The organism is Bacteroides sp. LFL-34, assembly GCF_027257075.1.
GTDB classification, from domain to species: domain Bacteria; phylum Bacteroidota; class Bacteroidia; order Bacteroidales; family Bacteroidaceae; genus Bacteroides; species Bacteroides ovatus.
The window spans coordinates 48141-64476 of sequence record NZ_JAPQKZ010000036.1; the positions used below are offsets into that span (position 1 = coordinate 48141).

The 16336-nt window shown below is 39.2% G+C and carries 9 protein-coding genes; all 9 read right to left on the reverse strand.

Annotated features, from left to right (window positions below; all coding sequences use genetic code 11):
• Nucleotides 1-3 precede the first annotated feature (3 nt).
• The gene (locus N5O98_RS19520) at nt 4-2319 is read right to left on the reverse strand and encodes a carboxypeptidase-like regulatory domain-containing protein (protein WP_004320927.1); all 2316 of its coding nucleotides are present in this window, start codon (nt 2317-2319) and stop codon (nt 4-6) included.
• A gap of 110 nt (nt 2320-2429) precedes the next feature.
• Nucleotides 2430-2672 (reverse strand): hypothetical protein, encoded by a 243-nt coding sequence (locus N5O98_RS19525; RefSeq protein ID WP_004301649.1) that lies wholly within the window; start codon nt 2670-2672, stop codon nt 2430-2432.
• Between the two features lie 23 nt (nt 2673-2695).
• Nucleotides 2696-4036 (reverse strand): radical SAM/SPASM domain-containing protein, encoded by a 1341-nt coding sequence (locus tag N5O98_RS19530; RefSeq protein ID WP_118161173.1) that lies wholly within the window; start codon nt 4034-4036, stop codon nt 2696-2698.
• 150 nt (nt 4037-4186) lie between these two features.
• Nucleotides 4187-4567, reverse strand: a complete 381-nt coding sequence (locus N5O98_RS19535) for a hypothetical protein (RefSeq protein ID WP_118161174.1) — start codon at nt 4565-4567, stop codon at nt 4187-4189.
• Between the two features lie 32 nt (nt 4568-4599).
• Entirely contained in the window at nt 4600-6009 is a 1410-nt protein-coding gene (locus N5O98_RS19540; protein ID WP_182423455.1) for a glycoside hydrolase family 28 protein, read from the reverse strand.
• Nucleotides 6010-6044: 35 nt separating this feature from the next.
• Nucleotides 6045-9308 carry a DUF4450 domain-containing protein gene (locus N5O98_RS19545; RefSeq protein ID WP_118161175.1) on the reverse strand — a complete coding sequence of 1088 codons (3264 nt, stop codon included), beginning with the start codon at nt 9306-9308 and terminating at the stop codon, nt 6045-6047.
• Nucleotides 9309-9324: 16 nt separating this feature from the next.
• Nucleotides 9325-11436: a hypothetical protein gene (locus N5O98_RS19550; protein ID WP_118161176.1), complete on the reverse strand. Its 2112-nt coding sequence runs from the start codon at nt 11434-11436 to the stop codon at nt 9325-9327.
• A 121-nt stretch (nt 11437-11557) separates the two neighbouring features.
• Nucleotides 11558-13189, reverse strand: coding sequence for a RagB/SusD family nutrient uptake outer membrane protein (locus N5O98_RS19555; RefSeq protein ID WP_004320931.1), 1632 nt, complete (start codon nt 13187-13189; stop codon nt 11558-11560).
• 2 nt (nt 13190-13191) lie between these two features.
• On the reverse strand, nt 13192-16326 hold the full coding sequence (locus tag N5O98_RS19560) for a SusC/RagA family TonB-linked outer membrane protein (RefSeq protein ID WP_004320932.1): 3135 nt from the start codon (nt 16324-16326) through the stop codon (nt 13192-13194).
• Between the last annotated feature and the right edge of the window lie 10 nt (nt 16327-16336).

Below are 16336 nucleotides of genomic sequence, written 5' to 3' on the forward strand. Positions count from 1 at the left end.
GTTTTAATCGCTTGATATGGTTGACTGATTCGTATCTTGTATAACCGAGTTATCGAATTTATGTTTTTTCTTTCCAAAAGTGAAACGATAATTTACTGATAAGCTAATTACATGATCGCTAACACGAGGTATTCGGTTTTCATATCTTCTTTCATAACCAATTTGCTGAAGGTGCCCCTTAGAAACTGCCTTGTACGGCGTTTGCATATATAAATCAATATTCCAGTTGCTGATACTGTAACCAGCTCCGAATCCCAGCATTCCAGGAAAATGAGTCATAAGACCGGAAGTGATTTTCATATACTTTGATGGTGCCATATAGTTTACATCAAAGCTCCAACCATTATGCATATAAAAAAGAGAACAGCAAAAGAAAAAACGATCAAAAGAAAAATCTTTCCACAAGGACACATCCATGCGATCATAAATCAGCACTGGCCTTAAACTAAATATCTGGGGAATAATATCATATTGCAAAGCCAATTCATAGTGCTGACTCAAACTTTTGCTTCCATTCAAATTTTGATATACAAACATTTTCCGTTCGTCATCATAACGATATAGTTCATAGTTCTGCGGATTACTTATGTGCAAACTAGCATAAGAAAGCAATGTCCACCTGGAATTCATAGTCCAATCATAATTTAATCCTGCATTATATTGCAAATAGTCTTTTAATTTAGGATTTCCTACAAACATCTCGTATTCATTTTTTTTATATTCGTAACCGGTACGATTTGAAAGACTTATTTCTGTACTACGGACAGTTCCGGTCAACTTCAACGAATGTCCCTTATGAAGATAGGAGAGTTTCAATGAAGGTATGAAGAAAGAACTGAACACATGATTTCCATTCGTCGTAGTATATGATAAATGTTCGGCAATGCTAGCTTGTAGATTAAATTTCTTCTTAATGCGATAATTATATGTAGCATAAAAACTGGTATTACCTTTATTTAAAAAGATCTCTGAATTTTGCCCCTCTTTTGTATTTAAGTTGTTAGTATGCGTAAAATTCTGATTTAGAGTCAAACTGACAGATGATTTATTTTTGAAACTTTTACTATAGTTACAATTAAGTCTTCCATACCAACTACCTTCGGCAGTAGCATTGGCATAAGAAGACGTTATGACTTCATCCGTACGCTGCTCATACCATCGATTGTAATCGTTGTTTCCATAACTTCCATACAACTCCAATCGAAGTATCTGCCTTTTGGGAAGAGTACGATTATAGCGTAATTGTAAAGCCGGATTCAACCTAACAGTATGTTTGTATTCTTGTTTCACGAGAACAGCGGATGTATTATTATACCGTTGCCGATTCCAGTTGTCATTTTCAGACATACTCCTATTCATCCGTAAAGAAGAGTAAAATGTTTGCAACTTATCTTTATATATATAATTTAGATAAGCTTTCAGGTTATTATTATTGTTTAATGAGGGCAATTCATCGTCTGTCCGGATGATGGTTTCGTCAGGAAAATGATAAATTGTTTCGGTATATCCTTCGTCATGATTTCTAAAATGAGTATAATTGTCCGATACTGATACAGCCCATTCAGATTTTCCTTCAAAATACTGGGCAGTTCCTCGTCCAGTGCCTGTTGGTTTGTTCAATTGATGCCTTGCGTTTAAAGCGATTGTTCCTAAGTAATCCCGTTCTTTAAGTATATAATCTAATATAGTAGAAGCTTCCGGGTAATCGGAACGACCTTGAGAATAAAAATCTACACGTTTAATATCTTTTGGGTTTAGATTCTGCACTTCTTCCCGTGTTGCCTCACGTCCGTCAATACACAATAATACGTTTTCTCTATGATAAGTGATAGTTGCACTTCGAGGGTCAGCTTCCAGCCCCGGAATCATTAACGCACGCAAAGCACTGTATCCGTCATAAGAGTGTCGTAACTGCTCGCGAGTAGGGAATGCCATTATTTTGTCTTCGGTATTTATCCGATTGGGAGCTAGCACAGTTACTTCCTGCATCTGTACCACTTTCTTATCCATCGTTATTTCTCCTAAACGAATCAGGGTCTCTTTGGTCGGATTCAATACTAAAGTAGTTTCTTTATAACCTAAATAACTGATTAATAGCTTGTACTTTTGTTCCGTATGTGGAAGTTTGAGTTCAAATTCTCCTTTACTATTCGTAGTTCCCCCTACCACAAAAAGCGTGTCATTCAGATAGCAGCGTATAGTTGCAGCCACTAAGTCTTGTTTCTCTTCATCTATCAGATGCCCCTGAATTTTCAGTTCCTGTCCAAAAACAGATATAGAAAAGAGTAACATACAAACTAAAAATACATTATTTTTCATTCTATATAAAATAAAAATAGAAGTTACATATCAGTATACTCTCTCAAATCAATTGAGAGAATATACTGAAAATAGATTCAATAATTAGCTTTAATTCATTACGGAATTACCTAATCTACCGAACAATGAAATCTTCCACAATGCTCTGAACAATGGTCATCGCAATGAACGTCACAAGTAAATTCATCGCAATCTTTACCACAAGAATATGCTTCAACTCCATCAAAATCTCCAGATAGTAATCCACCGATAGCCAACGGATCGGTTTCTAACCGCTGTTCCAATTCTTCAACATAAAGAGTTGGCAACTCTACATTCAAAGAACGTAGTTCTTTTTTCTCATTTTGTTCCATAAAAATAAATTTTAATTAATATTTTATTTAATGCTTAAATAAGCCTTATTCGCAGCATTATGAACTATATCCTCCATATGCGTACAACGATGTTTCTGTAAGTTTTGTGCCGGACATCCACCGCCACACAGTAATGCGTATTTACAGCTTGCGCATATAGCATTCTCCAAAAGATAGGTCTTTCTCCAACGTTCTTCGACTTGCTCATTCCAAACAATATCATTATTCAAAGAATAATTACCTATACAATGTTCTTTTTGATTCACAGTCTCCCAGCATGTATAAATTCTACCAAATGGATCAAACACAAATCCACCCGTTTGAGCACTACAAAAAGTAGAACGAAAAGATAGAGGTTTACCTTGTTTTATCGCTGCATGAATTCTACGATATACTCCATAATCTTGGCAAGTAGATTCCAAGCCATGTTTTTTATGCCATTCTATAAAATCTTTCTGTGAGAAGTATTGATAGGCTTTTTCTGTACTATCGGAATAATTTCTTAATAATGCAGAGTTTATAGAAAATAAAGGGTTCTCTGTATAGCCCAAATCACAAAAAATCGTTTGTAATCCCTCTAAATCTTCTATATTGTTTCGATCAGCATTCACTCTAACTGAAATAGCAACTCCTTTATTCAAAGCAATTCCAATATTTTCTACAATCGTATCAAATGTAGGGTATCCTTGATAATGAATACGACGTTGATTATGACGTTCTCTAATGCCGTCTATCGTTATCTGAATAAAGCTAATATCTTCCGGCGAGAGAAGATCTTCATAATATTTCAGGTCATAACCATTAGAGATAGCAGAAAACTTAAATCCTAATTCTTTACCCTGTTCAATAATATAAGATATAATATTCTTATTTCTCTTTAATAGAGGTTCACCGCCATACAAGGTTATTGACCTTGAGCGTAGTCTTTCGTCTGGTGCTATCTGTAATATAGCTTGATAGGCTTTATCTACCATCTCTTTGGTGAACGCTGTTCCATCTTTCTGAATATCTTTTTCAAAACAATAGGGACAACGAAAGTTACAATCATAGGTAATTAGAAAAGTAAAACCTTTACGTAGTATACTTTCTTTTCTAAAAAGTGCTGTTGCTAAACGTTTAAAGTATTCTTTTTCTTCATCTTCTGTTTGTAAAGTGATATATCCTCTTTTTTCAAGAGCATCTTTTGTACTTTCTTCACAAGGTAGCACAGCCCTATCAAAATAAGGATTTTCTATCAGAAACCTTACTATGGACTTATCTATTAAATCTATAGCACCGGTATAGCCATGTATTAATAGGCTATCGTCAGGTTCACTTTCTAATTCTATCGATATTGCATACGATGATAATCTGTATTTTTCCATAATATTAGTATGAATGAAAAATGTTTTTCAATGATAATTTGTTGCAAAAGAATACATTTCTAAGTTAAGAGAAAAATATTAACCATATACAAATGCGTATACATTTACTTATACACACATTTATATATGGTTTTACTATAAAAAAGAGAATTATTCTAAATACAATGATTTGACAAAATCTGTAATAGATTCACAAACAACATTCATTTTTTTCTTCAATCTACTACGCCGTATTCTAAAAGAACTCTCTAAAACATGAAACAACTCTGAAATTTGAGCATTATTAAAATCAATACGTAATAAAAGAATGATATGTATATCGTCTTCCGAAAGTGCAGGATAATAATGTCTTAACTTATAGATAAAACCATCCTGATGAAGATTTATCCAAAGTTCTAATTTATTCCAATCATGATTACTTATTACAGACAGAGATGTGATATAAATTTGTGCATCATAAGCTGTTTTCCAATCATTCTGTATATTTGAAACAAAACATTGGAGTTCTTCTAAATCTTCTTTTTCATTCATATTCGGATATTCTAAATTACTACAATTATGCCCTATTTCACCAATTCACCATTGATATAAAGGTTCTTGAAAGTCACATCTTTCGCCCCTTTAATATCATTTACTCCTTTGGCTACATTATTAAAATGAGAATCCTCTACACTGATATTATATACATGTTTATCATCCTCCAATCCGATAATAAGCACACCCAATTTACTCTTCTCACAAGTTACATTCTTCAAATGCACATTACGGACAATCGGGTCAAACCCTCTCTTACATTTCTCCCGATTCTCATATTGCAGATTGATGCGAAGTACAGCTTCACGACATTGGCCTACCGTCACATTGCGTACATATACATTTTCTATAAGTCCTCCGCGACAAGTGCTCGTCTTAATACGAATGACACGATCCAGATTCGGGCTATCCATCCGGCAGTCTTCTACAAACAAGTTACGGTAACCACCGGAAATCTCACTGCCAATCACTACTCCTCCATGTCCATTCCTCATCATGCAACCACGTACGATAATGTTCTCACTGGGAATATTCCATTTACGCCCGTCTTCATTACGTCCTGATTTAATGGCAATACAATCATCACCCGTATCAAATGTACAATTCTCAATCAACACATTCTTACAAGATTCAGGATCACATCCGTCTCCGTTAGGTCCACGATTGAAAACAGTTACTCCGCTAACAATCAAGCTCTCGCAGAAAAGAGGATGAATCACCCAAAATGGAGAGTTTAACAAAGTAACACCTTCAATCAAGATGGTGTGGCAGGAATGTAAGTTCAATAGCTGCGGACGCATACCATCTTCCGGCTTCATCAGACGCTTGTAGACAGGAGTCGATGTTTCACCATACATCAACAGACGTTCACGACCTCCATTGCGTTGAGCCACCATGCCTTCTTTCCAACCATACTTTACGGCCCCACACATCGGCCACCAAGTTTCCATGCTACCTTGTCCGTCAATAATACCTTTTCCTGTTATGGCAATATTGCTTTCACCATAAGCATAAATCAAGGGGTGAGCGTTATAGCAATCAATTCCTTCCCAACGGGTTAAAACTGCAGGAAAATAAAGGCTTTGATCTGTAGAGAATTTCAAAACAGCTCCCTCTTCGAGATGGAAATTCACATTGCTCTTTAGAGTAATAGGTCCGGTATAAAAAGTGCCTTTAGGAACAATTACTGTGCCACCTCCTGACAGACTGCACTGTAAAATAGCCTGATTAATGGCTTCATGGCAAGGATTAGCCTCATCATCCGTTTTTGCTCCAAAATCAGTTATAAGAAATGTTCGTTTCGGAAAAGAGGTCCGTTTAATCTGTTTTTCGATACGGGCGCTTTCTTTAAATGCTTTATCAAAATCAACAGTATTCGCAGATGTTACCTCTGCCACAAAAAGCAACATCAGTAGTAAATTAATAGTTCTTCTCATCATAATTCTTATCCTTTTATTAATATGTTATTTTTATTTTATTGCAATGTAACTCCCATCAGACCGATAACAACATCGTTTGAAAGTGTTTCCAACGTCAGATGACTTAACTCTTTGGAAGGATTCAGAGGCATGTCCAAAAGTACACCTGCTCCCCCCTCGATGGAACGTCCATAAACACCCTTTATGCCTAAGTCCTTTCCCAAGTCATTGCTAACCAAACCCGTCTTAAAATGAATGCGATAAGGACGGGGAGAAACAACGGTGAATGCCTGACCATCAACATAGAAATCCTGTTCAATAGGACACCAGTTATCCGGATTCACTAATTCCAATACATCAGAAGTTCCATCTGTATAGTATACACGAACAATACCATTAGCAATGCGACACTGCATGTGGTTGGTACTGCCTGCCATCATTAAATAGGCATGAGAAGCCCGACCGGAAAGCGGAATACTCAAACTGTCGGGATAATTATCCCACAACGAAGTAAAAGCAATATTGCTTCCTTGAGCCAATGTTCGGAATGGCACACCCAGTTTGGTAGTCAGCATCTCATCACGTACCAAGGCACGCAAACCTGCATCATCAATATCAGCAGTTAATTTGGGATGGCACCACTCGCCAATGCCCTGAACAGGAAGTTGCAAAGTGGTATAAGGCGAACGGGGTGTCAGATACTCATTCCGGAAAATATCAGTCACATTCGCATTGAACAAAGAATCCATATTCATCACCCGGCACTCTGACGTATTCACCTGTGAGAAAGGAAGAATGACTGATGTTTTTTCCGATTTCGTAATCTGTACGTTTACAGGCTGCCACCATTCCATCTGTCCTTGTTTCATGCGAACAAAGAATGTATGATGCCCCAAATGATCATTGACCTTACTTCTTATAGATGTATCACTAACATTCGGTTGTATCAGCACTCCCTGCGGATCATATATTTCACCGAATACCGCCCCTAAAATGGATGGAACACGGATCTCCGCTAAAGCCTCCGCCTGTATTTCAGGCAAAACCGGATTCAGACAGTTTCCTTTCCACACAATTTCGACAATTGCTTTTTGGGCAGAAGAAGCAGGAATAACAACCACCGGATAACCAGAAGCAGCTTCCGCAAAGCTCCAGTCAACTTCTTTCCCATTTACTTTCACAGAATGAATCCTTTCTCTTCCGACATTCACTTGTAATGTCAATGCCAAAGGCGCCTTAAAACGTTGCTCTATCCGGTAAATATCCGTATCATTCTCCCTGACAAAGTGATAGGTTATGTCAGGCAAAGAAATAGAAGCTTTTAACCATCCTGCGGGAAATCCCGGACGAATCACCATCTTCCCGTTCAATACATCGGGTAAAATGCCATACAATCCTTGTACCAGTAATCGGGAAGCTACCCCTATCGGATCTCCAAAGTCACGATAACACTCTCCACGGGCAGCATCATAAAAGCTGACTTGCCCCAAATTGCCGGGACTGTTACCTAAGTACATACCATCCAGAAATGAACTTTTCATCAATCGATATGCCTCCTCCGGACGTCCTGCCTGGAAATAGGCCAAAGCTGTATGCATTACCTCTGCGAAAGCCACATTATTGATACTCCAGGAATAAGGTAACCAATTGGTAGTGGCAATCGTTGCATACCCCTCTTCCAGTCCATCGGCATACACGGGGATATGTGGTATTTCCGTATCAACATACCGTGTAGCCTGATAAGCTTGAAAAGGATCAGCAACGTCGCTATCGAGTGCATGGTATATAGTCCATAATCCCGGACTTTCGTGAAGCCGGCGATGTCCCATAAAATCCTGATATTCCGCCCAACAACCTTTGCCCTGCATCCAAAGACGCTTATTCATCGCTTTCAATATTTGCTCGGCTTCGTTCTGATAAGGTGAAGGGTCTTCGCCTATCAAAGAAGCAAGAAAAGCTGCCATTTTATTGGCACGGTAGTTATAAGCCGACGAATGGGTGACTGCGCCACTGTTGTAGTAAAGCGCATCACTTGCCCAAATACAAGCGTATGCATCATATAAACCATCATTGTCCGGATCATAATTTAATTTTTCCCAAGCTAGATGGCGGGTAATCACAGGCCACATTTTGCGGACATACGCAGTATCTCCCGTCCAGTTGAAGTGCCATAACAATTCATCCATGTAACAAAGATTCATGTCATAGTGGTGCATCTGGTTGTTACGTCCAGGATTCCGGCAAATATACCCATTACTATATTGAGGAGTTCCCCAACGTTTTTCCGAACGCGCCAGATTCATTGTAGAATCCTGTGCCGGATGAGGTATTGTATTCGGGACATCAGTCACCTGACTGGCTGCATAAGCATCAAAATGAGTCCGTGCCCGGTCATGCCAACCTAAAGCATCACCGGTATATCCGGCCCTCCACCCACTTAACGGCATACGCCAGCCAATAGCACCGTGCAACCAAACTTGTCCGTCCCAAATTCCATCGGCAGCTGCGACCAATGCACCACCCAACGTGTTCAAATAAGGGTCCGGCGTTTCTATCTTCAAATGAGAAGCCAATACCAAAGAGGCTGCCTCCGCTTGTTGATAAAGTTTACGGACATTATAGCCTTCGGAAACCTCCCCACGTACCAAGTATACTTCTTTCTGCAAAGAAAGTTCACCTGTGACAAGGTCAGTCGCTTCGGCAGGAAGTTCGAAGCAATCAGCCGGGTCTACCCCCATATCTCCATTACGACTCAAACCTTTTCCGGTAGCTCCCCCATGTTGCCAACGAAGTATAGCTCCTTTAGGCATATTCGAAGGAGAAAAACGCCAAATAGCTCCATCCATATCGGCTAATGCCAATACAGAAATACGCAGTTCTCCTTTTCCCCAAGACGGGTCTGTCAAATAATAGGTACGTTTTCCAGCCGAATAACGGGATTCACAATGCCCGGTGCGGTCAAGCGCTAATTCTGTTCCGTCACGAAGAATGACTTTGAAACTTATATTTCCTCCGCGTCCGTTATTATAAAAAGCAAAAACCGGCCGGTCACTTGTTTCTACCCGAAAGGGACTGTGACTACCGTACAAAGCACGGGTATACCGATTCTTACCATTGACACAAACAAACTCATCACCATCGGGACGATATTGCAACGTCCTTTTTGTACCTCGCAGATGTTCATTCAAGGAAATGGATTCTTTAAAGTCACCGATCTGCTTTGCCTCTCTTTGAGCATTTAATGGCATCGCCGACAACATCAAGAGGCAACAAACAGTCAGCTTTCCTTTTAAAATAAAATTCAGATGAAAATAACTCATATTTTTTTGTGTTTGATTATGGTAATGGCTTCAATCCTTCCCAACGGACATTCCAAGTTCCATCTTTCGGAAATCCCGGATTAGTCTCCGTACATCCGTCCCAACCGGCACACATCATCGCAATAGCAGTCAGCAAGCCGCCATTACCCGGTAAATAAATACGTAAACGACCGTCCTGATAATTATGACCATTCGGCAAGTATGTGTTTGTGCGTTTATCCATCAGTAAAGCTCCGACGGCCTTTTCCGGTTCACCCAAACGGGCAGCATTCATAGCCGTCATCGGATAATCCCATCCCCAGGTTTTACCCCAATTCCAGTTATCCCAAATCCAGTGCAATGTATTTTTCATATAATCTTCCCGGATAAGTTTATTCATCGGAAGAATACCGACTGCCCCTAATACTGCCATGTGGTCGGAAGTATAACGAATATCTTTATAAGTATCTATGGCTGTTTCAGCAGCCAGATAAAGTCCTTCATTATTAGATGCTAAAGGGGAAAGTTTATCGATCATTTCATCCCATTCCAAACTGCGTTGCTGTCCCATACGTTCACGCCATTGTTGGGCGGTCTGCATGGCAAAATGCCAGTAAGAAAGTTCAAAAGGAGGATTAACTGTTTCTGCAGCACGCAACGTTTCTTGTGCAGGAATGGCACCTTTCAACACGTAACGTCCTTCCAGTTCATCGTATGTAGCAAAAGAGTACATAAATTCTGCAGTCTCCTGTACCAAACGATTATATTTCTCCAATACTTCTTTAGTCGGATCAGCACGATAAAGTAATTCTGCCAAATAAATTAAATGAGGTTGTTGCCAAATCAGAAAACTTCCTACTTTGGAAGGGGCTTCTGTTCCTGAAGGATCGGTCATTTTCATCCAGCGAACACCATCAAACCCTTGTCTTTGGGCTATTTGACGCGCTATCGGTTCAACCTTTTCATACCAGCCTAATGTACGGTCAAGTAAGTTGCTACGATTCCAAAGAGCAAATTGAGCTTCGTGCCACCAGATCATTTCAAGATGGAATTTGCCAAACCACGAATTATAGGTAAGCCCCGTCTCTTGCGGAGGAGTAGTACCTGCGCTCTGAATAGCAAGCAAATATTGGCTAAGTACCACACGTCGTTCCAGTTCTTTGGCCCGTGGGTCCGTACATGCCGAAAAGTCAACAGCTGCACCTTCCTTCCAAAACGAGTTCCAATAGTTTTTTGCTTCTTCTTGAGTTTGTGCTACAGTAACAGGCTGCGTTGAAAGAGCTGTACTAGTAAAAGCACATGTAAAAGCTAAATGATCGTCCATCGGAGTCAGGACAAAATAATGTTTTGCTTTCTCATTTAAAGTAGCCTTCCCTTCCCAATACAAAGTTACGAAATACTCTGTGCTATCTAAAGTATGTTTCAAAACTGCGGAAGATTCATTTTGAGTAACAATAGTCGTTGTATGTTTATCAACGGCTTCCCAATTACATGCATCATCACAATGAGCGCCCGTAGGATACGGAAAACGAAAACAAATCCCGGTATGCGCCTTAGAGGTAATATTTGCAGCAATCATATCATTAGAAGGATGGCAGACTGTCTCCACTTGATAATCTTCACCGTTTAATTTAAACCGGCTTTCGATTTTTCCATCCCACAAGCAAAGTTTCTGATGAACGTCAGTTACCTGTCCAATATCCGTACCTTCTTCCACGTCAAAGCCGACAATTCCTAAATGAAGACGATGCGGATTGACACGAAACCAATTAGCGGCATCCTGTTGTCTGCCTTCTTCTTTGAATTGAGTAGCGTAAAGTTCTTTCTTTCCCCTGCCAAAATCGTATTCTTTCAGGGTTTCTTCCGGAGTAAGCCGGTCCGGATTGGCGAAGCTATGCCAGCCCCACTGGCTCTGCGTTCCCAATGGAACTCCTTTTTTATAATTGTCCGGAAACGTCTGTAATCCGGTTATGTCTACCGTATAAGCAAATTCTCCATTTCCTACAGAAAGTGAAGCTAATGAATCGAATGCCGTCACAACAGGACTATTCCTTTCTACTAATGCCTCGCGGTCAATTATCGGCTGATTTCCATCTCCGCAAGCTGTCCAAATAAAAAGTGCTGCAATAGATACTGCGAATGTTTTCATTTTTCTTTATTATTGTTATTTACAAAAGTATTTATTTTTGAAACAAATGACGCGGATTCTCATTCAAAAACCCGCGTCACTCCACCCTAATAATCCAAACCAAAGGATGATTTGAGGATCTTTATTTTAAATTCCAATGAACGAAATAACCTGCTTTTCCACCAACTTCTGCATTAATCTTAGCACGAATAGCTTCCGGATCAGCATATTTCGGACAAACACGATCAGCTATAATACTTGGATCATTGTAGCGACGTGCCATACGAATCATAGTAGGATAAATCTTTCCTTCTGCCGGAAACTCAAGCATCATTTCATCAAGAATCGCTTCATCATTAGCTCTAGCATCTCCACGTGTAAACTCACGATTACCTAAGTTAAACGCCCCACGAATACCCAGGTCCGGATAACGACGAGTACCTAACGTACTAGCTCCGGTCCAGTCATCTGTAAAACCATCCCATGTCACTCCACCATTCGGAAAACTTCCATTCACTCCCTGATTAATCAATGCCGATGCTTCCGTTACACGTCCCAAATTATTGAGAGCCTCCGCCAACATGAAATACAGCTCACTGCCACGATAAATATAAATATGCACATCATCTTGATAAGCATAGGTACGCGCTGTGCTATTTGACGGACGATACTTTTGGATAACATAATTACCACTTTTATCTTTCGCAAAATAATAAGTAGAACGCTTATCCGAAGTAGCACCTCCAAGCGGATTAAAATCCGGATCAGTATAACGATCCATTCCTACCTGTGACGGAGCCAACAGATACTCATTGGGTGATTCTGTCCCAAAATGTTTCAACAAACTATTAGTTTGGTTTCCTTGATAATTATAGATAATAGCAGAAACAGTCTCTTGTGGTTGAGGATTAGTATTATCCCAAATCTTACTATATGTACCTGTCAACTTCACATTATGCATATACTGTGTTGCATCATTCACCGTACTGGCAAACTTTGCATTCATTGTATTCAAAATAACATTCACTGTTTTCTGGTAGTCACCATGCCACAAACATAACTCTCCATATAATGCAAAGAATTCTGGTGTCATATAGTCCCAATAACGATATGTACTTTCTGCTGTTTCCGTATCAGGATCGAGCCATTCTTTCCATGACATTGTATTCGTGCCATCTATTCCATCAAACCCTTTAGTTAATAAATCAAGGCAGCCTTCCACTATCTCATCCAAATTTTTCACAGGAAAGTCATTCAAATCTTTCATCTCACGAATCGGTTCATTAAACCAGACAGCCTCTCCATAAATCTTACCTAATGTAAGATATATCCACGCTTTCACACGAAGTGTACAACTAACCAAAGCTTTATAATGATCCAGATTAATAGCTGCCGGATTTTCTGTTTTATAATCATACAACTTTGACAAGTAGTCATTGCATGCTATAATTACATCGTAATAAGCAGCCGGATCGGCATACGAATTTCCTGTCAGGTCTGTATCATAATTATAGATACTATACAACTCACTAGGAGCGTTCTTAGTTGGTTCCAGCAATTCACCACGTGTATCTGTCAAATAGATCACTTTGTCTCCAATGGCTTGTACTTTGGTCATAATACCTATATACCCCGAATACATCTCACTTTCTTCGGTGATGTATCCGTCATGATCTAATACATTCTTCGTCTCGACATTGAAGAAATCGTTGCATGCGCCTAAGAAGAATGTCATACTTAGTAACACATATTTCAATATATTCTTTTTCATCATCCTTAAAAGTTCAAATTAACACCAAATTTAATTGATTTAGGCTGCATCATTTTCGCATAGTCAAATCCTTGCATAGCATCACTATAAGAATAAGAGAATTCAGGATCCAACCCTAAATATTTTGTAGCTGTCAACAGATTCTCACCTGTTACATACAATGTACCGGAACGGAAGAAATTCAAGAATTTCTTATCAAAACTATAACTAAATGTAACATTCTTCATACGCAAGAAAGAAGCATCTTCTATCCAACGGTCCGAAAAGTCATTGTTACCCATCGGGTCGTTCCATTGAGCACGAGGAATATTAGTTTGTTGTCCTTCCAACGACCAGCGGTTTACAACTGCCGCACTTTGATTGCCAAAAGTAGAAAGTGATTCCAAACTACGTCTCACACCATTATAAGCCTGATTCCCTTTTGAATAAGAGAATTCTGCAGACAATGCAAAAGATTTATAACTGATTCGTGTAAAAAAGCCACCGAAATACTTCGGTGCGGCACTGCCTAAAGAGACACGATCTTTACTATCGATACGCCCATCACCGTTCTGATCTACAAAATGGATGTCTCCTGCCTGATAAGCCTGTCCTTTTTGATTGACCAGATTAGCAGCATCTGCTTCAGCCTGTGTAGAGAATACCCCAAGCGTCTGATAACCATAGAACTGATAAGGAGACTCTCCTACACGGGAAACCAACTGCGCACCATCACTATAGCTATTAATCAATTGTGATGTGTTTCCTAATGACTCCACCTCCGATTCATTGCGGGCAATATTACCACCTATAATCCATTCGAAATCACGTGTACGAACCAAAGAAGCTTGCACTGCCAGTTCTACACCTCTATTTTTTATTTCTCCACAATTTGCATAATAGTTTAGAGAACCAAGTGCCGATGTATGAGGTACTGCAAAAATGACATCTTTGGACAGATTATTATAATAATCCAATGTCACTTCCAAACGGTTACGCAACAGACTCATATCCAATCCTAGATTGAATTGTATGTTCTTCTCCGGTTTCAAAGTGGTGTTTGATATATTGGCACGAACAATACCGGAAGTAGTCATATAAGGTAAACTTGTATAATAATATTTTCCAAGATTGGAAGAGAAACGGCTGTTACCGGACAAACCATATTCCGCACGCAAGTTTAAGCGATTTACTAATGTAGAGTTAGTCAATGGCAACCAACCTTTTCCGAGCAAAGTCACACCACCGGAAGGATATATATAAAAGTGGTTTCCATAAGTACCGGCAGAGGACGCACCATCAGCCGCCACATTCAAAGAAGCTGCTACCATATCACGATAGGTATAATCAGCATGAGCATAAAAATTCGCCCAGTTCCATTTTTCCTGATAACCGTAAAAGTAGCGTCCGATTGTTTTTGTATCTCCCAATGTTTGATAAAAATCATTCGGAGTGTTACGGCCTGCACCACCTTCATACTTATTTTGAGTAATCAACATTTGAGCACCAGCAAGAATATTCAAATGGTGGATACCTTGAAAAAGTCTCTGATAACGTACATTACCATTTGCGAAAATGTTCAAAGTTTCACCTACACCTTCCTTCACGGTATTTTCTGCATTACCATACTGATCGACAATCGGCAAAATACTCTTATCTGATAGTCCGGGAATAAATAGGTGTTCTTTATTATAATTATAAAACATTCCAAATGTACCATTGAACGATAATCCATTGAAAGGCTTGTAAACCAATCCAAGTCTGAAATTTACATCATACTGTCGGTTACGACCATCAAGTGTATTGACGATAGCTAAAGGATTACTGACTGCAAAATCCATATTCGTTGAATTGCCATAGTAATAAGTAGAGTAAGTATCCAAAATATTACCATCATTATCTTTCTTATAAGGACTTAACAACGGAGCACGTGAATAAGCTGCTAAGATCGGATTGCTAACATTATCCATTCCCTGTTGCTGATAATTGCCTGTCAGATAAGCTAAACCGACCGTTGCTGTCATCTCCACCCATTTACTAATCAAAACATTTGTATTCAATTGTGTATGGTAACGCTGGCTTTTAGTGTAATCCATCAGTCCATTTTCCAGCGCATATCCTAATGAAAGGTCATATTTGGCAATAGCATCACCACCTTCTACACGAAACAGGTTGTCTGTTACAAAACCATTTTTATAAATTTCATCTTGCCAATCTGTGGTATTGTTATACAAGTAATTGTATTTACTATTGGGATCACTCAAAAAAGGAAATTCCGAGAAAAATCCTTCCATATTACCGAAATAAGTCATACCAATATCCGAAAGGTAAGATTTGTAATCATTACCTGTAAGTAATGGCATACGTTTATTATTCCAATTCACCCCATACTGCCCATAAAAGCTGACCCGCGTATCCAAATTATCGGAAGTTGCACCATCTGTTTCAATTAGAATAACACCATTCGACCCCATCGAACCATACATAGAAGCCTCCGCTCCTTTTAGTACAGTGATATTTTGAATATCTTGAATATTATATGCCTGAAATATATCTCTCGAAAATCCATTTATCAATTGTGATTCACGAGAATCAGGTAAATAGGGTACACCGTTAATTACCACAAGCGGAGCATTTGAACCTACAAAAGAACGAATACCACGCAAGTTCATATAACTTCCTTCACCTGGCATACCACCTGCACGGGTGGTCTTCAAGCCTGCTACCTGTCCTGCCAAAGCCCGATCTATCTTCATACTTCCCTGCGTGAAATCTTTTTTATTGATATTCACCGCAGAAGTCAGTTCCGGACGGGAACTTTCGATTCTCATAGGTAATACAGCCGATTCATTATATTTATATGTGCTCTCCGGCATCATCAGAATAACCACTTGTGAATTATCATCTACCAAGCGAGTTTCCGGATAATAACCAGCTGCCCACACTGAAATTTGAGTCGTATTCTCTTTCAACTCCATTTTGAAAGTTCCGTCAACTCCGGTTTTCGCATCTTTACTTCCTACAGCCGAAATGATAGCCCCTTCAATCGGTTTATTCAGCGGTGAAAGTATTTTACCGCTAATTTTACGTCCTTGCGCATATACACTGGCAACCGACAGTAATAACAGCAAAGTTGTAAATATGATTTTTATTGTCTTCATATTGATTCCT

Bases quoted from the DNA above. Each gene is read 5' to 3' on its own strand.
- N5O98_RS19520 (WP_004320927.1), bottom strand. From the start codon at position 2,319: ATGAAAAATAATGTATTTTTAGTTTGTATGTTACTCTTTTCTATATCT.
- N5O98_RS19525 (WP_004301649.1), bottom strand. From the start codon at position 2,672: ATGGAACAAAATGAGAAAAAAGAACTACGTTCTTTGAATGTAGAGTTG.
- N5O98_RS19530 (WP_118161173.1), bottom strand. From the start codon at position 4,036: ATGGAAAAATACAGATTATCATCGTATGCAATATCGATAGAATTAGAA.
- N5O98_RS19535 (WP_118161174.1), bottom strand. From the start codon at position 4,567: ATGAATGAAAAAGAAGATTTAGAAGAACTCCAATGTTTTGTTTCAAAT.
- N5O98_RS19540 (WP_182423455.1), bottom strand. From the start codon at position 6,009: ATGATGAGAAGAACTATTAATTTACTACTGATGTTGCTTTTTGTGGCA.
- N5O98_RS19545 (WP_118161175.1), bottom strand. From the start codon at position 9,308: ATGAGTTATTTTCATCTGAATTTTATTTTAAAAGGAAAGCTGACTGTT.
- N5O98_RS19550 (WP_118161176.1), bottom strand. From the start codon at position 11,436: ATGAAAACATTCGCAGTATCTATTGCAGCACTTTTTATTTGGACAGCT.
- N5O98_RS19555 (WP_004320931.1), bottom strand. From the start codon at position 13,189: ATGATGAAAAAGAATATATTGAAATATGTGTTACTAAGTATGACATTC.
- N5O98_RS19560 (WP_004320932.1), bottom strand. From the start codon at position 16,326: ATGAAGACAATAAAAATCATATTTACAACTTTGCTGTTATTACTGTCG.